The sequence below is a fragment of the Aeromonas sp. 84A genome, from assembly GCF_051919345.1.
Lineage (GTDB): Bacteria > Pseudomonadota > Gammaproteobacteria > Enterobacterales > Aeromonadaceae > Aeromonas > Aeromonas veronii.
The window spans coordinates 2,388,961-2,407,313 of record NZ_JBQBEW010000001.1; the positions used below are offsets into that span (position 1 = coordinate 2,388,961).

An 18,353-nucleotide genomic window follows, 5' to 3' on the forward strand; every position below is an offset into this window, starting at 1 on the left:
AACTTCTATCGCTGTGGTTCAGTCGATCTCGATATCCACCGGCGCAATGATGGGATCGGCCACCGGCAGGCGTTGAAACAGCTGGCGAAAATGGTGCTGTACCCGGCCTATATCGACCAGTGACATGCCGGAGGCAAAACCGAACCAGACATAGAGGCCGGTGAGATCGCGAAACATCGGCGGCAAATAGCGGGGAGCGGCGATCAGCCCCTCCAGATAGTGCTGATAGAGCACCGGAATGTCATCCAGTGTCACCTTGCCGACAAACAGCATCGGCAGGATCTCGGGCACCCCTTCCAGCACGGCGCTGCGGATAAAGTTGACCGTCTCCACATAGCCACGCACGTAGGAGAGGTCCTTGGTAAAGCAGGCGCCGCCGCCCACCATGCCGCCACGAAAGACCCGCTGGGTGATCTTGTAGGCGTCGTGCTCGCTGGTGCCCTGCAGCACGAAGTGCTGAAACACCTCGATAAAATCGGCGCCGCGCTCGGCCATGTCGATGGCCATCACCCGATCGGAGATACGCTTGGCCCGATCCGGAAAAGAGCTGAAGGTGAGGGTCTCTATCAGGACAGCAAGCCCCTCCTGACAGGCGGTGATCCGCGGTGAACCGGCGCTCAGCCAGGTGGCATAAGGCTGCTGGCGACCGTTGAGGGTGGTGCCGACATGGACCCACCCCTCGTGTACCTCCAGCACCTGCAAGTCCAGCTCGGAGAAACGGGCGTGGGAGTTGAGCTTGATGTAGTCGCCACCGGCAGCGGCATCGGAGACAATCCCATCGCTCAGCTTCACCTGCACAGTGCCGTCACTGAAGTAGCTCGACAGCTTGCCCTGCAGTTTGGCGACCGCGGCTTCTCCTTCGAACTCCTTGGGATAGGGACGCACCAGATGGCGCGCGCCGGGCAGGGAGAAGATGTCGCACAGGCGGGCGCCCAGCTCCTTGAGGGTCTTGCGATCCCCGCGCAGGTGATCGCTGGCAGAGCCATAAAGCAGCTGGCTGTAACGCTGAAAATCGGGTTGGCCCCGCTGGCGCAGCATCTCGATCACCACCATGTACTGATCGACCGTCTCTTGCAGGATCCGGCCAAGATCGTCCTGTGGCCCCAGTTTTCTGCGGATCCGGTCCCGCAGCTCCTTGAGCTCCAGATACTTGTTGCGCGGATCGAAGCCGAGGGGGAGGGCATCATAGAAGTGCCTGTCGATAGCGGGCAGCTCCCTGCCACCGCTTGCCAGAAAGCGATCCTGCAGATGGCGTGGCCATTTGATGGCATCCAGAATGCGGATGGGTTTTTGCAGGGTGAGCAGCTCATCCGAGAGTGATTTCAGATGAAGGCGATACTTTTCTTGGATAGTCATGGGGCCCCCTGTGGGGCAAGCGTCATCGTGGATTTGGCTGAGTATATGCATAGCGCTTGCCAAAAAGAAGCGAGGCGCAGGGTTATCGGGTTGGCGTGCTTTTTGTTGATAGCAAATTGGTTTAGACTGCGCCCCTTGATCCCAATCTTGTCGTGGAAATGATGAATATCCCCAGCTCCGAAATGATAATGCGTTGGTTGCAACAGGCTCGTATCGAGCACTATGTCTGCGACCAGTGTCACGGTATCCACATTGTCTCTTTGCAGTCGGTCGATGGTATTCAGGAGAGCCGGATCTTCGTGGAAGAGGAAGGCCTGCTGTTCTCCTCCGAGCTGGAAGTGCGCCCCTCCGCAATGCTGCCGCTGGTTGCCGAACTGGGCCGACTCAATATGCAGTACCCCTCCCTCAAGGTGTTCCTCGATATCATCGATGACAACCTGCCGCGGCTGGTGGTCGGCCACACTGTCTTTACCAAGGCCGGACTCAGCGTCGAGCAGTTCCTGCTGTTCGTGCAAAGTACCATCGCTGCCACCCACGAACTGGTTGCCGAATGCGAACGTTCCGGCTTCCTCAACCTGCCGGAAATCCAGGTCGCACCGGAATCTGTGCATTAAGTGTTCGAACGGTTCGCCAGGTGAAAAAAGCCGTTGACGCGGGCGGGGCTTTCCCCTAAATTACGCCCCGTTCCAGCGCAACAGCGTAGCGAACACCGTGTTGGCTGAACACGTTAAACCACAGACCAAAATTTGGTGAGGTGTCCGAGTGGCTGAAGGAGCACGCCTGGAAAGTGTGTATACGGCAACGTATCGAGGGTTCGAATCCCTCCCTCACCGCCACATTGCAAAGCCCTGATGGAAACATCAGGGCTTTTTGCTATCCGCGTTTTTGCGGGCGCGGTGGGCAAGCCGATGGCGATGGGCGGCGCGCTCGGGTATAGTCCTGCGCCAATGGCGTTATCCTGTTTTGCTGACCCGTCGTGGCCCAGGTGGTGGCGAGGGGCAGGCCCGTGTAAGGAGTGTTATGAAGTTCAGTCCCCTGCTCGATGAGATGATGAAGGCCCTGCAAGTATTGCCGGGGGTGGGGCCCAAGTCTGCCCAGCGGATGGCCTTTACCCTGCTTGAGCGCGAGCGCAGCGGCGGCTTGCGGTTGGCCCAACTGCTCTCTCGCGCCCTGACCGAGATTGGCCACTGCAGCCACTGCCGCACCTTTACCGAGAACGACCGCTGCGATATCTGCGCCAATCCCAAGCGGGAAGAGAATGGCCTGCTCTGCGTGGTGGAGAGCCCGGCGGATGTGGCCGCCATCGAGCAGACCGGCCAGTTTTCCGGTCGTTACTTTGTGCTGATGGGCCATCTGTCGCCGCTCGATGGTATCGGCCCCGAGGAGCTGGGGCTCGATATTCTGGAGCGCCGCCTGAAGGATGAGGCGATCAGCGAACTGATCCTCGCCACCAACCCCACCATCGAGGGGGATGCCACCGCCTGGTATATCGCCGATATGGCCCGTGCCGCCGGGGTGGAGGTGAGCCGCATTGCCCATGGCGTACCGGTGGGGGGCGAGCTGGAGCTGGTGGATGGCACCACGCTCTCCCACTCCCTGATGGGGCGTCAGCGCCTCAAATAAGGGGCGGGTATAGCGCTGTATCATTGCGGCTTGATCAGAAAATCGGCAGTTGAATGGAAAAAGGGGGCGAGTGAGCAGGATTGCACATTCGCCCCCTTGATATTTGGATCCCTGTCCCCATCTAGGTTGGGCGTATGTTCAACCCGATGTTTCTGAGGATTGGTCCATGACCCAAAGTGTTCATGCCGAAACCCACGGCTTTCAAACTGAAGTCAAACAACTGCTGAGCCTGATGGCTCACAGCCTCTACTCCAACAAAGAAGTATTCCTGCGCGAGCTGATTTCCAACGCATCCGATGCGGCGGACAAGCTGCGCTTCAAGGCGCTTTCCGATGCCTCTTTGTTCGAAAACGACGGCCAGTTGCGTGTGCGCCTGGTGGTGGACAAAGAGAAGCGTACCCTGACCATCTCCGATAACGGGATCGGTATGACCCGTGATCAGGTGATCGAGCACCTGGGTACCATCGCCAAGTCCGGCACCGCAGAATTCTTCAAAAACCTCTCCGGCGATCAGGGGCGTGACTCCCAGCTGATTGGCCAGTTCGGGGTCGGTTTCTACTCCGCCTTTATCGTTGCCGACAAGGTGACCGTGGTTTCCCGCGCCGCCGGCACTGCTCCGGAGCAGGGCGTGCAGTGGGAATCGGAAGGGGAAGGCTCCTTCACCGTGGCTGACGTGACCAAAGAGGGTCGCGGTACCGACGTTATCCTGCACCTGCGTGCCGAAGAGGGCGAGTTCCTCGACGACTGGCGTCTGCGCTCCGTGGTGAGCAAATACTCCGACCACATCAGCGTGCCGGTTGAGATGTACAAAGAGGGTACGCCGGATCGCGAAGAGGATGGTGAAACCATCGTCGGCACCGATGCCGATACTACGGGGGGCGAGTGGGAGCAGGTCAACCGCGCGACTGCACTGTGGACCCGTAACCCGAAAGATATCAAGGACGAGGAGTATCAGGAGTTCTACAAGCACGTCGCCCACGACTTTGAAGATCCGCTGCTCTGGGGTCACAACCGGGTGGAAGGGGCGCAAGAGTACACCAGCCTGCTCTACGTACCGGCCCGCGCACCGTTCGACCTCTACAACCGCGATCAGAAGCACGGTCTGAAGCTCTACGTACAGCGCGTCTTCATCATGGACGACGCCGAGCAGTTTATGCCGACCTACCTGCGCTTCGTCAAAGGGGTGCTGGACTCCAACGATCTGCCGCTCAACGTCAGCCGCGAGATCCTGCAGGACAACAAGGTGACCGCCTCCCTGCGCAAGGCTTGCTCCAAGCGCGTTCTGACCATGCTTTCCAAGCTGGCCAAGGATGATGCAGAGAAGTACGCCAAGTTCTGGAGCGAGTTCGGTAATGTGCTCAAAGAGGGCCCGGCTGAGGATTACGCCAACCGCGAAGAGATCGCCAAGCTGCTGCGCTTTGCCAGCACCGCTGGTGAAGGCGAAGCCCAGACCGTCTCTCTCGAGGATTACGTTGGCCGCATGAAGGAAGGTCAGCAGAAGATTTACTACATCACCGCCGACTCTTACGCCGCTGCCAAGAACAGCCCTCACCTCGAGATCTTCCGCAAGAAGGGTGTCGAAGTGCTGCTGATGTGGGAGCGGGTCGACGAGTGGCTGATGAGCCACCTGACCGAGTTCGACGGCAAGCAGCTCATCTCCGTCACCCGTGGCGAACTGGATCTCGGCGATCTGGAAGATGATGCCTCCAAGCAGGCCCAGATCGATGCCGAGAAGGCCAACGCCGGTCTGGTGGAGCGGGTTAAGAAGAGCCTGGGTGATGCAGTGAAAGAGGTGCGTGTCACCCACCGTCTGACCGACTCCCCCTCCTGCATCGTCACCGACGCTTACGGTATGAGCACCCAGATGATCAAGCTGATGCGTGCGGCCGGCCAGCCGGTACCGGAGCAGAAGTACATTCTGGAGCTGAACCCCGACCATGCGCTGGTGAAGAAACTCGACACCATTGAAGACGAGGCACTGTTTGGCGAGTGGGTCACCCTGCTGCACGAACAGGCTCAGCTGGCCGAGCAGGGTGGGCTGAACGATCCGGCGAGCTTCGTCTCCCGCATCAACCGCCTGTTGCTGCAAGCCTAAGCCGCGACTCCGATAACAAAAAGCCCACTGCATGTAGTGGGCTTTTTTGATCCTGCCGTGTGAGAACGGTGAAACACAGCGGCAGGGGAGGCGGCCTGCGCCTCTCTATTTGCGATATTCGTTGTTGTAGTTCTGGATGAGACGCCGGGTCACCTCGTGCTGGGGATCGGCAAACACCTTGAGGGTTTTGCCGCGCTCTACCACCCGTCCTTCATGCATGACCAGTACCTCATCGCTGATATGGCTGACGATGCCCAAATCGTTGGCCACCAGCACATAGCTTAGCCCCATGGTCTCCTGCATCTCCAGCAGCAGGTTGATTATCTGGGAGCGTACCGAGATATCCAGGGTGGAGAGCGCCTCATCGGCCACCACTATCTTGGGGTTGAGGATCAGCGCGCGAGCCAGCGCCACCCGCTGCTGCTGACCAGAGGAGAGCATCTGCGGGTAGAAGAGGGCGTGATCCGGCAGCATGCCCACCATGCGCAAGGTCTGCACTACCTTCTCGCTGCGCTCCTCCTCGCTCATCTCGGTGTTGAGGCGCAGCGGCGTCTCCAGGATCTGGCCGACCCGGATCTTGCGGTTGAGCGAGGTGTTGGGATCCTGAAAGATCATCCGCAGCAGCTTGCAGCGGGTCTGGTAATCGCCGTGCACCATCAGCTGGCCGTCGATGGCGATGTCGCCGCTGGTGGGTTCGATCATGCCAGCCAGAATGCGGGCGAGGGTGCTCTTGCCGGAGCCCGCTTCGCCGACAATGGCGAGGGTCTGACCCACGTCGAGATCGAACGAGAGGGGCTTGATCGCCTCCACCGCCTGACGACGGAACAGACCAGTGCGGTTTTGGTAGGTTTTGCTAAGGCCTCTGACCTGCAACAGGGATGGCTCGATCACAAGCGGGGCTCCTTCATGGGGGCATTAACAGTCATCATTTTTTCGGCTCCTCCATGTTCAGCGGGAAGTGACAGCTGAACTGATGGCCTTTGATCTTGTTCATCAGCGGGGTCTGCACGCACTGCTTCTGGGCGTAGGGGCAGCGTGGCCCCAGACGGCAGCCGATGGGCAGGTGTTGCAGCGGTGGGATGACGCCGGGCAGGGTCTCGAGGCGCGACTTGTGGCGCACCAGCTTGTCAAAGTCGGGGATCGACTTGAGCAGCGCATCGGTATAGGGGTGATGCGGGGTCTCGATGATCTGCTCCCGGGTGCCCACCTCTACCATCTGGCCGCAATACATCACGTTGATGGTGTCGGTCAGGTTGGCAATGGCGGCGATGTCGTTACTGATGATCAGGATGGTGGTGTTGCCCAGCTTGTTCATCTTGTCCAGCAGTCGCAGGATCTGGGAGTGGGTGGTGGATTCCATGGCGCTGGTGGGTTCGTCTGCCACCAGCAGGCGCGGCTGGTTGGCAATCGCCATGGCGATCATCACCTTCTGGCACATGCCATCAGACAACTCATGGGGATAGGCGCGCATCACCTTGCGGTGATCCTTGACCCCGACCCGGTGCAACAGGGCGATGGCTTTTTTCTTGCGCCATTGGAAGCGCTGCCAGAACTGCCCCTCGAACGAATCGGTCGGGATCGCCTCTTCCAGCTGGGTGCCGATCTCCTCGGAGGGGTCGAGACAGCTGATGGGATCCTGAAAGATCATGGCGATCTCGCGGCCCATGATGCGACGGCGCTCCTTGGGGGCCATGGTCAGCAGATCCATGTCGTTGAAGCGCATCCGGTCGGCACGTACCGTCCAGTTGTCCTTCTCGATGCCGACGATCACCTTGGCCACCAGACTCTTGCCGGAGCCGGATTCCCCCACCAGACCGCGGATCTCTCCCTCAGTCAGGGTCAGGCTCACCTTGTCCACCGCCTTGACCTTGCCTTGCGGGGTATCTATCTCGATGGTGAGATTGCGTATATCTAGCAACGGCATTAGTCATTCCCCTCTTTGAGTGCTTCACGAATGCCTTCACCAACTAAATTGGTCACCAGCACGCTGAACAGAATGGCCATGCCGGGCAGGGTGACGGTCCAGGGAGCGAGATAAATAAGATCGCTCGAATCGGCCAGCATGGTGCCCCACTCAGGTTGGGGAGACTGGGCGCCGAGACCGAGAAAACCGACCGCCGAGATATCGAGAATGGCCGCCGACAAGGTGCGGGTGGTCTGGGCCACCAGGGTCTCGACAATGTTGGGCAAAATAGCCAGCCGCATGATCCGCAAGGGGGGCGAACCATCGAGCCGGCTGGCGGTGATGTACTCCTTTTGCATCTCGGCATGCACCGCGTTGTGGGTAGCCCGGATAAAGGGCGGGATCAACGCCAGGGTAATGGCGATCAGGGTATTGCCAAAACCCGGCCCCATGATGGCGACCATGATGATGGCCATCAGCAGGGAGGGGATGGAGAGCAGGGTATCGAGCAGGTGATGCAGCACGCTCGATTTCAGCCCCTTGCTCATGCCGCCGAGGATACCGATGGCGGAGCCCACCACCATGGCGATCACCACCACGACCAGTGCGTAACCAAAGGTAAAACGCGTCCCCACCACCAGCCGGGAGAGCATGTCACGCCCCAGATCGTCGGTGCCGAGGAAGTAGTCGATGTTGCCGGTCGCCGCCCAGGAGGGGGCCAGCAGCAGCTTGTCGGTGTGCTGCTCATCAATGCCGTAGGGAACGACCAGCGGTCCCACCAGCGTGATGAGCAGCAGCAGCAATAAGCACCAGAGTCCCGCCATGGCGAGCGGATTGCGGCGATAGGAGGCCCACGTCTGCTCAAGGGGCGAGAGGATCTTGAGCTCGGGATAGATGTTCGATTTATCTTGCATAGGATACCTGGCTCCGGGTCATGCCATGAGCACGTTCAGTCTTGTTTTGCATAGAGCTCTTTGCGCCGCGCCGGATAGATAAGGGTGGTGAGTAGCTCGGTGCTGACGCTGATGAAGATGACGAAGCTGGCCACCACCAGGGTGGCACCGCGGATGGCGGCGTAGTCCTGCAGGGCGATGCTGCTGACCAGCCAGCGGCCGATCCCGTGCCACTCGAACACCACCTCGGTGATCATGGCGGAGGTGAGCACGCTGCCCAGTTGCAGGCCCAATAGCGGCAGTACCGGCGGCAGGGCGTTTTTCAGGCCATGGCGCCAGACGATCTGCCACTTGGAGAGGCCACGGCTCGCTGCCGCCTTGATATAGTTCTGCTTCATTACGTCGATGAGCGAACTGCGCACATGGCGGATCACCTCGGTGGTGGGCACTACCGCCAGCACCAGCGAAGGGAGGATAAGGTGGCGCAGGGCATCGTGCAGCGCTGCTTGTCGCCAGGGCTCGTTGCTGAGCAGCACATCGATCACCGCGATGCCCGTGATGGGGGGAACGTCGTAGAGCAGGCTGATCTGGCCCGATGCCGGCAACCAGCCGAGATCGAGGGAAAATAGCATCACCACCAGCAGCGCCAGCCAGAACACCGGCACCGCATAGCCGATAAGACCGGCGGTCATGATGGAGAGATCCAGCGTCTTGCCCTGTGACAGGGCCGCCAGGGTGCCGAGGGGAATCCCCACCAGCAGCGAGATAACAAAGGCGGCCAGACAGAGGATCAGGGTCGCCGGGAAGTAGTGGCGGATTTCGTCCAGCACCGGCAGCCCGGAGACGCTGGAGATCCCCAGATCCCCGGCGACAATGCGACGCAGAAAGTCGGGATAACCACTCCAGAAATTGAGCTGATGGCCGATCAGCCGATAGTCCAGCAGATAGGCGACAAAGGTCAGCGCCAGCAGGGTGATGAGCAGCAGGTTGATGCGGCGCAAGGTGTATAAAAGCATGCTTATTCCCTGTGAGCCTGGTTGAAGGAGGCGCCGCCAAAGGGCATCAGCGTCAGCCCCTCGATGTCGCTGCGGCTGACCTGGGTGCGCAAGGCGTGTGCCAGCGGAATGAGCGGCAGCTGCTCGTTGAGCAAGGTCTGGGCGTAGTAGTAGTTGCGCAGCCGGAATGCCAGCTGGGGCGTGGTGACCGCATCATCCAGCAGTTGATCGAAGGCCGGGCTGCACCAGCGGCTGTAGTTGTTGCCCCGCTCAACCGCCGAGCAACTCAGCAACTGGCGGAAGAAGTTGTCCGGGTCGGCGTTGTCGGCAATCCAGCCGGAGAGCAGGCTGTCGTACTGCCCCTTGGTGAGACGACCTTCGATCACCGGCCACTCCCGTTGCACGATCTTGAGCTTGATGCCGACCTTGGCCAGATCACTGCGGATCAGTTGAGCGGTTTTGACCGCATCCGGGTTGTACGGGCGAGCGTCCGGTTGTACCAGCACCTGCATCTCGAACCCTTTCTCCAGTCCCGCTTCCTTGAGCAGCTGGCGGGCCCGTTTCAAGTCGGGCTTGCGCTCCGGCAGGCTGGGGTTGTAACCCCATGAAAGAGGCGGCAGCAGGCTGTTGGCGGGCAGGCCGGTATCGAAATAGACTGCCTGCAACAGGTTGTCGATGTTGATGGCGCTGGCAATGGCCTGACGTACCTTGACGTTGCTGAATGGCGGCTTGCGGGTATTGAGGGCCAGGAAGGCCACGTTCATCCCCGATTGGACCGAGAGGTTCAGAGCCGGGTTCTGTTTGATCACCGCGAGCTGGCTGGCGGAAGGGGTGCTCATCACATCGCACTCGCCGGTCAGCAGCTTGGCCAGCCGCTTGGCGGATTTGGGGGTGATGTCGTAGACCAGCTGTTCAATCTTGGCATCGCCGCCCCAGTAGCCGGGGTGGCGCAGATAGCGGATGAACTCGTTGTGGCGATACTCCTTGAAGCTGAATGGGCCGGTGCCGATGGGGCGGCTATCCAGCAGGGCAGGCGTGCCCGCCTTGAGCATCTGTTCGGCGTATTCGGCTGAAAGGATCACCGCATAGTCGCTGGCCAGGGTGGCGAGGAAGGAGGCGTTCGGTTGATTCAGTTCGAACACCACCGTCTGCGGCCCTTTTTTGTAGACTCGCTTGAACAGCAGATCTTGTCCCAGGCTATAGAAGTAGGGGTAGTCGCCGCCGGAGACATTGTGATAGGGGTGCTGATCGTCCAGCTGGCGGGCATAGGTGAAGACCACGTCATCGGCATTGAAGGTGCGGCTGGGCTTGAACCAGGGAGTATGATGAAACGTCACCCCTTTGCGCAGGGTCAGGGTATAGGTGAGGCCATCCTCGCTCATATGCCAGTTGGTGGCGAGCGCTGGCCCCAGCGCCAGGGTATTGGGGTTCACCTCCAGCAGGCGGTCGTAGAGCGGACGGGCACTGGCATCCAGCGTCACCCCGGAGTTGGAAACATGGGGGTTGAAGGAGAGGGGGGATCCCTCAGCGCAATAGACGAGTCCGGTTTTGGAGGCCTCGGATTGCTTGTCGCAGCCGGTGAGCAGGACCAGCAGACCCAGTAGCAAGGGGGTGAGCATTCTCATTGTTGAACCATGTTCTTATAGGGGGTTTGGTCGCACGTATTGATACAAATGTACCAGCACAAAGGCTGGCGTGTTGCTTGCATTGGCCTCAACCGCGCTCCATCACTCTTGTTCTGCATCATTATCGCCATCTTGCAGCTGATATTTGCGTAGCATGCCACGGAACTGGTGATAGCTTAAGGCCAGCAGTTGAGCTGCTTTGCGCTGATTATACTGGGATTGCTGCATCGCTTGCTTGAGTAAATTAATCTCGTATTCCGCCACCGCTTGCTTGAGATCGAGCGGCAGGACGAGGGGGGATGCAGATTGTACCTCGCGTTGGGCCTCTTGCGCAGGTTGCGTGACCTGTGGTCGCCAGGGGGAATCAAACGGGTTGAGCACCAGGGTCGAGAGCGGTAACTGGGGATTGCCCTGGCGGTAGATGCTGCGTTCCACCACGTTTTTCAGCTCCCGCACGTTGCCAGGCCAGGGGTAATCCTGCAGCAGCTGGGTTGCCTTGCGCGAGAAACCGGCAAAGAGCGGATAGCCCAGCTCCCGGGTCATGCTGTGGGCAAAGTGCTCCGCCAGCATCAGGATATCTTCCCGCCGCTCCCGCAAGGGGGGGAGGGTAATCACATCAAACGCGAGCCGGTCCAGCAGATCGTGGCGAAACAGCCCCTTGTCTGCCAACGCTGGGAGATCTTCGTTGGTCGCGCAGACCAGCCGCACATCCACCTTGAGGGGCTTGGCCCCGCCCACCCGCTCGAACTCGCCATACTCGATGACCCGCAGCAGCTTCTCCTGCACCCGGGCGCTGGTGGTGGCCAGCTCGTCGAGGAACAGGGTGCCGCCATCGGCCCGCTCGAAGCGGCCCTGATGGCGCTTGGCCGCGCCGGTAAACGACCCCGCCTCGTGACCGAACAGCTCGGTCTCCAGCAGGCTCTCGCTCAGGGTGGCGCAGTTGATGGTGACAAAGCTTTGATCCCAGCGCGCCGAGAGATAATGTAGGCGGTGGGCGATCAGCTCCTTGCCCGTCCCCCGCTCACCGATGATCAGCACGGGTTTGCGCAGCGGGGCGAGCCGTGAGGCCTGCTCAATGATCTCGAGAAATGCGTTGGATTCCCCCAGCAGGCTTTCCGTGGCCGTGGTCATAGTGATCCCTGTTGGTTGTTAAAGCTGGTCAATCTTACCAAAAGTTGGTGATTTTTATCACCACCTGCATGGCATCTATTGAAACGGGGCAAAGCAGCCCCATATAAATCAACAAGTTAAATTTTGTTCCAGATTGGCACACAAGTTGCCATTCTCAATGGAGAAACAACGCCATGCCAATAACAGGAGTGCAATCATGAGTATTTTTTCCCGTCTGGCCGACATCATCAATTCCAACCTGACGGCCCTGCTCGACAAGGCAGAAGATCCCCAGAAGATGGTGCGCCTGATCATCCAGGAGATGGAGGACGAGCTGGTCAAGGAGCGTTCCAATCTGGCCCGCTTCCTCGCCAGCCAGAAAGAGATTGGCCGTCAGGTCGCCCGTCATCAGGAGCGGGTCGACGAGTGGCAAGCCAAGGCCGAGCTGGCCCTGACCAAGGGACGTGAAGATCTGGCCCGCGCTGCCCTTATCGAGAAGAAGAAGCAGAGCGAGCTGGGTGAGGCGTTGCAGCGTGAGCAGCAGGCGGTCGACAGCGGTATCGAGAAGCTGGGCGAGGAGATCCGCCAGCTCGAAGCCAAGCTGGAAGATGCTCGCGCCCGTCAAAAGGCGATGGCCATTCGCACCGAAGCGGCCAGCAGCCGCCTCAACGTGCAGAGCCAGGTAGCTCGTGGCGAGAGCCAGGCGGTGGTAAGCAAGTTCGAGCGGATGGAGCGTCGCATCGACGAGATGGAAGCGCGCGCCGATCTGGGTCAGTCCGACAAGGCGCTGGCGCAGCAGTTTGCCGAGCTGGAAGTGGACGATCAGATAAGCCGCGAGCTGGAAGCCATGCGTCAGAAGCTGGGCCAGGGCGACAGCAAAAGCGAAGGTAAACAGGGGGAGTAACAGATGGAAGATCTGCTGGGCGTATTGATGGTTCCCATGGTGGTCTTCATGGTGGTGGTAGCCCCCATCTGGCTGGTGCTGCACTATCGTGCCAAGGGACGGATTGGCGCCGGTCTTGCCGATAGCGAGCGGGAACAGTTGCAAGGGCTGCTGGCCCGCACCGAGAAGATGCAGGAGCGGGTTGGCGCGCTGGAATCAATTCTGGATGCGGAAGTACCCGGTTGGAGGAACAAGGTATGAGCAGTGTCAGTCGTGAAGGGCGTAACCTCTATCGTGATCCCCAGCGTGGCAAGATAGCCGGGATCTGTGCCGGTTTGGCTGAGTATTTCAGGGTGGAGACCTGGATCGTGCGGCTGCTCGCCATCAGTGGCCTTATCTTCGCCGGTTTCATCACCTTCACCGCCTATATCGCCGCCTGGTTCCTGCTCGACAAAAAGCCGGTCACCCTCTATTCGCAAGAGGATGCCGACTTTGCCGAGGTGCGGATGAAAGCGCGCAGCTGGCAGGCGGGGATCACCCCTCATCAGGCGCTGGGCCGTATCGCGCAGGAACTTGACGCGCTGGAGCCCAGAGTTCAGCGGATCGAGAAACTGGTGACCTCCAGGGAGTTCACCCTGCAGCGGGAATTTCGCAAGCTGTAGTGCTTGCTAAAGCACTCAATGTCGATGGTGGAATCTTCTGTGATGATCCACTATCGACGACAACTATCCAGACGTGGATAAGCGGTCGACCTCTCGCACGGCTGAGCACGCCGGATGCAACCACCAAGGGAGAACGGATCAAGCCTTGATACTCAACAAACTGGAACAGAAGTTGACTCGCCTGCAACACAAGGCGAACGACGTGGTGAACCGGGTGCGGGATCGCCATATCCGGCTGGCGGTGACCGGCCTCTCTCGCAGCGGCAAAACCGCCTTTATCACGGCGCTGGTCAACCAGCTGGAACACGCGGTCATCGACGGCCGTTTGCCGTTGTGGGATGCCCTGCGTCAGGGGCGCATCCTCGGTGCCCGCCGGGTGCCGCAGCTCAATGCCCACATTCCTACCTTTGCTTACGAGCGTGGCCTCGACTCCCTGTTTGGCGATCCACCAGCCTGGCCCGAGCCCACTCGCGGGGTGGCCGAAGTGCGCCTCGAAATCCGTTATCGCACCCGTCATCCCCTGCGCAAACATCTGGGGGAGATCTCCACCCTCTACGTGGATCTGGTGGACTACCCCGGGGAGTGGCTGCTCGACTTGCCGCTCCTTGAGATGAGCTACGAGCAGTGGAGCGAACAGGTGCGCGAGCAGCTTCGTCGCCCAGAGCTGCAGGCACTTGCCGCCAGCTGGCTGACCCCCGGGTGGCAGGTCGATCAGCGCTTCGAAGAGCGGCCGGTGGCTGAGCTTGCCGAGCGCTACACCGCCTATCTGCATGCCTGCAAACAGGAGCTGGGATTGCACCTTATTCAACCCGGTCGCTTCGTGTTGCCGGGGGAGTATGCCGGTGCCCCCATGCTGCAATTTGTCCCCTGGGTGTGGGAGATGCCTGTCGGCGAGCCCGCCGATGGCACTCTTTACGCCACTCTCAAGCAGCGCTTCGAGCAGTACAAGCAGCATCTGGTGCAGGGTTTTTATGAGCAGCACTTTGCCGGCTTTGATCGCCAGATCGTGCTGGTGGATTGCCTGCAGCCCCTCAACGCCGGGGCAGCCAGCTTTGGCGACATGCAGCAGGCCATCGCCCGCATCATGGAGAGCTTTGCCTACGGCAAGAGCAACTGGTGGCGGCGACTCTTTTCGCCCCGTATCGACAAGCTGCTCTTTGTAGCGAGCAAGGCCGATCATGTCACCCCCGAACAACATGGGCCCATGGTCTCACTGCTGCAGCATCTGGTGCGCAGCGGCCGCGGCCAGGCCCGTTTTGAGGGGATCACCACTGAGTGCTTGGCGCTTGCCGCCATCAAGGCGACCGAAGTGGGCAAGGGGGTGGCCAATGGCCGCGAGTTCCCCGCCATCCGCGGCACCAGCCTGAGCGGTGAGGCGCTGCTGCTCTTCCCCGGGGAGGTGCCGCCCCATATTCCGCCAGCGCAGTGGTGGAACAGTCAGGGTTTTGATTTTCAGGCGTTTCGCCCCATGCCCATGAGCGCCCATCAGGCGCTGCCGCATATCCGGCTCGATGCTGCGCTGGAGTTTCTGCTCGGGGATCACCTCGAATAACGGTGTGCGGCTCGGGTTTGTTTCCTGCGCCGCCCGCAAGAGACTGTTTTCAGGAGAATAAGGCGATGAACGATCAGATAAAAGAGCGGCCACCGTTGCAGGGCAAGGTGATTCTTGAGCCTGCCTTGACGGTGGCCAGTGACGAGCGACCGCCCGCACCGGCCCAGCGGCTGGAGGAGGCGAGCTTCGAGCGCCTCGACGAGCTGGACGAGTTCACCGAGGTGGAGAGCGCCCTCGTCAGCAAACCGCGCCGCCGCCATCGGCTGCTGGCGTGGGGGCTGGGGGCGGTCGGTCTGCTCTCGTTGGGCCAGTATGGTGCCTTTCTTTACGATCAATTTCTCACCACCCCGCTCTGGGGCTGCGCCTGGCTGGCGGCCTCGGCGCTGGTCGCTGCGGGGACCGCCAGCGTGGTGGGGCGCGAGTGGCTGCGGCTGCGCACCCTCAAGCGGCGTCAGGATGTGCGCTCGCGAGCAGAAGATCTGCTTGCTCATCAGGGAGTCGGGCAGGGGCAAGCCTTTTGCGAAGGGTTGGCGGTCAAAAGTGGCGACAAGGGGCGCGAGGGGTATCAGACCTGGCTGGCTCAGCTCGACGAGAGCCACAGCGATCGGGAAGTGCTGACCCTCTATAGCCAGCTGGTGCTCGCCGAGCGCGACAAGCTGGCACAGGCGCGGGTGGCCAAATGGTCGGGGGAGGCCGCCGTGCTGGTGGCGCTGAGCCCGCTCGCTACCGTCGACATGATGCTGATGCTGTGGCGCAACCTGCGGATGATCGAGGATATCGCCGATGTCTACGCCATCGAACTTGGCTACTGGAGCCGCATACGCCTCATCCGTCAGGTGTTTCGCAACATGCTCTACGCCGGTGCCACCGAGCTGGTGACCGAGGTGGGGATGGACTTGCTGGGCGCCGAGTTTGCCGCCAAGCTCTCTGCCCGCGCGGCGCAAGGGGTGGGGGCCGGGCTGCTCACCGCTCGCCTTGGCCTGCGTACTATAGAGGCGTGCCGCCCGCTGCCCTGGTGTGCGGACGAGAAACCGAAACTCGGCGAGCTGCGCAAGCGGCTGATCGGCCAGCTGGCGGGGTACCTCAACAAATCCTGATAGCCCTGTCTGCACCTTGCTGCGATGATCCATGCCCCTGTCGTGCTCGCCAAGCCACAGGGGCATAGTTTTAATCGGCAGATCATTGAGTTGGCAGCAGAGTCCTGCTTTGGCGGGGCGCCCGTTTACAGTTAAGCTGGCAGTCAATCTTACCAATCACACTAATAGTACCAATCGGCAAGGATGCCCGATGAACTTTACCTTTCGTCAGATCCGTTATTTTGTGGCCGTGGCCGACAGCTTTTCAGTGAGCCGTGCCGCCGCCGAGCTTCATATCTCCCAGTCGGCGGTCACCAGCGCCATTCGCGAGCTGGAGACCGAGCTCGGCGCCCCGCTATTCGAGCGCAATCCGCGCGGCGTCACCCTCACCACTCAGGGGCACCAGTTTTTGCTCCACGCCCGCCGCATTCTCGGCGCCATGACCGAGGCGAGCCACTCCCTCAAAGCGGTGGCCCAGCAGGATCAGGGGCGACTCACCATCGGCGTGACCACCTTGGTGGCGGGTTACTACCTCTCAGAGGCGCTTGGCCGCTTTCGCCGTGCCTTTCCGGCGGTACAGATTGAGGTGAAGGAGGATGAACAGCCTTTTCTGGAGCACCAGATCGTCAATGGCGAGGTGGATGTGGGGATCCTGATGACCAACCGCACCATCCGGCAAGAGGCGTTTGATACCGAATTGCTGACCCGTTCGCCGCTGCGGCTCTGGCTGGCCGCCAACCATCCGCTCTGCGCCGAGTCGACCCTCTCGCTCACCGCGCTGGGGGAGGAGCCGATGATCTCGCTGACCGCCGATCAGCTCGATCAGATCATCGGTGGCGGCCTGCGTCGCTACGGTATCTCCCCCCGTATCGTGCTGCGCACTGCGTCGGTGGAGGCTGTGCGCAGTCTGGTGGCAAGCCAGCTCGGGGTCGCCCTGTTGCCCGACTTTGCCTATCGCCCCTGGTCGCTGGAGCAGGAGCGGGTCGAGGCGCGCCCCATCAAGGAGCCCATTCCCGCCATCGATATCGGGCTGGTGTGGCGCCGTGGTTCTCGGCTGGATTGGACGGCGCGGGAATTTATCGATATTGCGCGGGATCAGAGCCGGTTGCGGGCCCGTCAGGCGCTCCCTCGCTAGCCATCTCTTGCGGGGTAGCCACCAAAAATCAGATTCATCTGCACTCGATATCGATTTAGCTGATACCTGAGCCACCAAAAATTGAAATATTCATCGTATTGCCACTCCCCTAAGCTCATTTCTGGTTAACAGGATGTTAACGCCTATGGTGGCGTTCCTTCACCTGATGCAAGTCAACACAATGCAAGGAGTGCATGATGAAATTGACCCCTCTGATGCTGGCTCTTGTTCCGGCGCTGCTGGCAGGCCAGACCCAGGCTGCCCCGACCGAGCTCGGCAAGGGTGAAGGCCAGCTCAATATCGTGGCCTGGGCTGGCTACGTTGAGCGTGGCGAGACCGACAAGAACTACGACTGGGTGACCGGCTTCGAGAAAGAGACCGGCTGCAAGGTGAGCGTCAAGACGGCGGCCACCTCGGACGAGATGGTGGCGTTGATGAACGAGGGGGGCTTCGATCTGGTGACCGCCTCCGGCGATGCCAGTCTACGTCTGATTGCCGGTGGCAAGGTGCAGGCGCTCAATCTGGCGCTCATCCCGAGCTACAGCAAGATTGAGCCCCGGCTGCAAAATGCCCCCTGGCACACTGTTGATGGTAAGCACTACGGCGTGCCCTACCAGTGGGGCGGCAATATCCTGATGTACAACACCAAGGTGTTCCCCAAGGCACCGGACTCCTGGAACGTGGTATTCGAGGAACAGACCCTGGCGGATGGCAAGTCCAACAAGGGGCGGGTGCAGGCCTTTGACGGCCCGATCCACATCGCCGATGCCGCCCTCTATCTGATGACCCATCAGCCCGCCCTGGGCATCAAGGATCCTTACGAGCTGAACGAGGATCAGTACAAGGCCTCCCTCGATCTGCTGCGCAAGCAGCGCCAGCTGGTGGGACGCTACTGGCATGATGCCTTCGTCCAGATCGATGACTTCAAGAACGAAGGGGTGGTTGCGTCAGGCTCCTGGCCGTTCCAGGCCAATGCCCTGATCGCCGACAAGCAGCCCATCGCCACCACTGTGCCGAAAGAGGGAGTGACCGGTTGGGCCGATACCAGCATGGTGCACAGCGATGCCAAGAACCTCACCTGCGCTTACAAGTGGCTGGAACACTCCCTGAGCAACAAGCTGCAGGGGGATCTCGCCGCCTGGTTTGGCTCGGTGCCTGTGGTGCCTGCCGCCTGTGAGGGCAATGCCCTGCTGGGCCCGACCGGGTGCAAAACCAACGGTCTCGACAACTTCGATCGGGTTCGCTTCTGGCGCACTCCGGTCTCCCAGTGCAAGAGCCAGGGAACTTGCGTGCCCTATTACCGCTGGGTTTCCGACTATATCGCCATTCTGGGCGGCCGCTAAGGTGGGGTGAGCAAGGTGGTCGGAACCGCTGCCACCTTGCCAACGGCAGGGGAGCTGCGCCTCCTCTGCACGACTGCCGAGAGCGGATAATCAAGCGGGCCA

At 60.6% G+C, this 18,353-nt stretch carries 17 protein-coding genes and 1 tRNA gene; 11 read left to right on the forward strand and 7 right to left on the reverse strand.

From position 1 onward, the window contains the following. Positions 1 to 18: 18 nt before the first annotated feature. Positions 19 to 1,356 carry a flavohemoglobin expression-modulating QEGLA motif protein gene (locus tag ACTG20_RS10930; protein WP_151286805.1) on the reverse strand — a complete coding sequence of 446 codons (1,338 nt, stop codon included), beginning with the start codon at positions 1,354 to 1,356 and terminating at the stop codon, positions 19 to 21. Between the two features lie 158 nt (positions 1,357 to 1,514). Between ACTG20_RS10930 and ACTG20_RS10935 the strand changes: the two genes are divergently transcribed. From ACTG20_RS10935 to htpG, 4 genes are all read left to right on the forward strand, one after another. Next, on the forward strand, positions 1,515 to 1,970 hold the full coding sequence (locus tag ACTG20_RS10935; protein WP_005337119.1) for a YbjN domain-containing protein: 456 nt from the start codon (positions 1,515 to 1,517) through the stop codon (positions 1,968 to 1,970). 134 nt (positions 1,971 to 2,104) lie between these two features. Then, positions 2,105 to 2,192: transfer RNA gene (locus tag ACTG20_RS10940), tRNA-Ser, on the forward strand. 184 nt (positions 2,193 to 2,376) lie between these two features. Further along, the gene (recR, locus tag ACTG20_RS10945) at positions 2,377 to 2,979 is read left to right on the forward strand and encodes a recombination mediator RecR (RefSeq protein WP_005346280.1); all 603 of its coding nucleotides are present in this window, start codon (positions 2,377 to 2,379) and stop codon (positions 2,977 to 2,979) included. 166 nt (positions 2,980 to 3,145) lie between these two features. Continuing rightward, complete coding sequence (gene htpG, locus ACTG20_RS10950) at positions 3,146 to 5,074, forward strand: molecular chaperone HtpG (protein ID WP_439987635.1); 1,929 nt, start codon at positions 3,146 to 3,148, stop codon at positions 5,072 to 5,074. Between the two features lie 105 nt (positions 5,075 to 5,179). On the opposite strand, the gene ACTG20_RS10955 is transcribed toward htpG, so the two are convergent. From ACTG20_RS10955 to pspF, 6 genes are all read right to left on the reverse strand, one after another. Beyond that, on the reverse strand, positions 5,180 to 5,965 hold the full coding sequence (locus tag ACTG20_RS10955; protein ID WP_439987636.1) for a peptide ABC transporter ATP-binding protein: 786 nt from the start codon (positions 5,963 to 5,965) through the stop codon (positions 5,180 to 5,182). Positions 5,966 to 5,999: 34 nt separating this feature from the next. Then, positions 6,000 to 6,998 (reverse strand): peptide ABC transporter ATP-binding protein, encoded by a 999-nt coding sequence (locus ACTG20_RS10960; protein WP_439987638.1) that lies wholly within the window; start codon positions 6,996 to 6,998, stop codon positions 6,000 to 6,002. Then, a complete protein-coding gene (locus tag ACTG20_RS10965) occupies positions 6,998 to 7,891 on the reverse strand; it encodes an ABC transporter permease subunit (RefSeq protein WP_439987640.1) in 894 nt (297 codons plus the stop codon). Before ACTG20_RS10965 ends, ACTG20_RS10960 begins: the two co-directional genes overlap by 1 nt. A gap of 35 nt (positions 7,892 to 7,926) precedes the next feature. Beyond that, complete coding sequence (locus tag ACTG20_RS10970; protein ID WP_439987641.1) at positions 7,927 to 8,886, reverse strand: ABC transporter permease; 960 nt, start codon at positions 8,884 to 8,886, stop codon at positions 7,927 to 7,929. 2 nt (positions 8,887 to 8,888) lie between these two features. Beyond that, entirely contained in the window at positions 8,889 to 10,484 is a 1,596-nt protein-coding gene (gene sapA / locus ACTG20_RS10975) for an ABC transporter substrate-binding protein SapA (protein ID WP_439987880.1), read from the reverse strand. A gap of 108 nt (positions 10,485 to 10,592) precedes the next feature. Continuing rightward, the gene (pspF, locus tag ACTG20_RS10980; RefSeq protein WP_439987643.1) at positions 10,593 to 11,621 is read right to left on the reverse strand and encodes a phage shock protein operon transcriptional activator; all 1,029 of its coding nucleotides are present in this window, start codon (positions 11,619 to 11,621) and stop codon (positions 10,593 to 10,595) included. Positions 11,622 to 11,817: 196 nt separating this feature from the next. Between pspF and pspA the strand changes: the two genes are divergently transcribed. The 7 genes from pspA to ACTG20_RS11015 all read left to right on the forward strand — a co-directional run bounded on the left by pspA (position 11,818) and on the right by ACTG20_RS11015 (position 18,251). Beyond that, positions 11,818 to 12,504 (forward strand): phage shock protein PspA, encoded by a 687-nt coding sequence (pspA, locus tag ACTG20_RS10985; protein ID WP_005346256.1) that lies wholly within the window; start codon positions 11,818 to 11,820, stop codon positions 12,502 to 12,504. A gap of 3 nt (positions 12,505 to 12,507) precedes the next feature. Then, complete coding sequence (gene pspB, locus ACTG20_RS10990; RefSeq protein WP_005333672.1) at positions 12,508 to 12,744, forward strand: envelope stress response membrane protein PspB; 237 nt, start codon at positions 12,508 to 12,510, stop codon at positions 12,742 to 12,744. Next, positions 12,741 to 13,145, forward strand: a complete 405-nt coding sequence (pspC, locus tag ACTG20_RS10995; RefSeq protein ID WP_194496107.1) for an envelope stress response membrane protein PspC — start codon at positions 12,741 to 12,743, stop codon at positions 13,143 to 13,145. Before pspB ends, pspC begins: the two co-directional genes overlap by 4 nt. 145 nt (positions 13,146 to 13,290) lie before the next feature. After that, the gene (locus ACTG20_RS11000) at positions 13,291 to 14,697 is read left to right on the forward strand and encodes a YcjX family protein (RefSeq protein ID WP_194496108.1); all 1,407 of its coding nucleotides are present in this window, start codon (positions 13,291 to 13,293) and stop codon (positions 14,695 to 14,697) included. A gap of 65 nt (positions 14,698 to 14,762) precedes the next feature. Further along, on the forward strand, positions 14,763 to 15,794 hold the full coding sequence (locus ACTG20_RS11005; protein ID WP_194496109.1) for a YcjF family protein: 1,032 nt from the start codon (positions 14,763 to 14,765) through the stop codon (positions 15,792 to 15,794). A gap of 190 nt (positions 15,795 to 15,984) precedes the next feature. Then, a complete protein-coding gene (locus ACTG20_RS11010; RefSeq protein WP_005346246.1) occupies positions 15,985 to 16,908 on the forward strand; it encodes a LysR family transcriptional regulator in 924 nt (307 codons plus the stop codon). Positions 16,909 to 17,105: 197 nt separating this feature from the next. After that, on the forward strand, positions 17,106 to 18,251 hold the full coding sequence (locus ACTG20_RS11015; RefSeq protein ID WP_194496207.1) for an ABC transporter substrate-binding protein: 1,146 nt from the start codon (positions 17,106 to 17,108) through the stop codon (positions 18,249 to 18,251). The last annotated feature ends 102 nt before the right edge of the window (positions 18,252 to 18,353 follow it).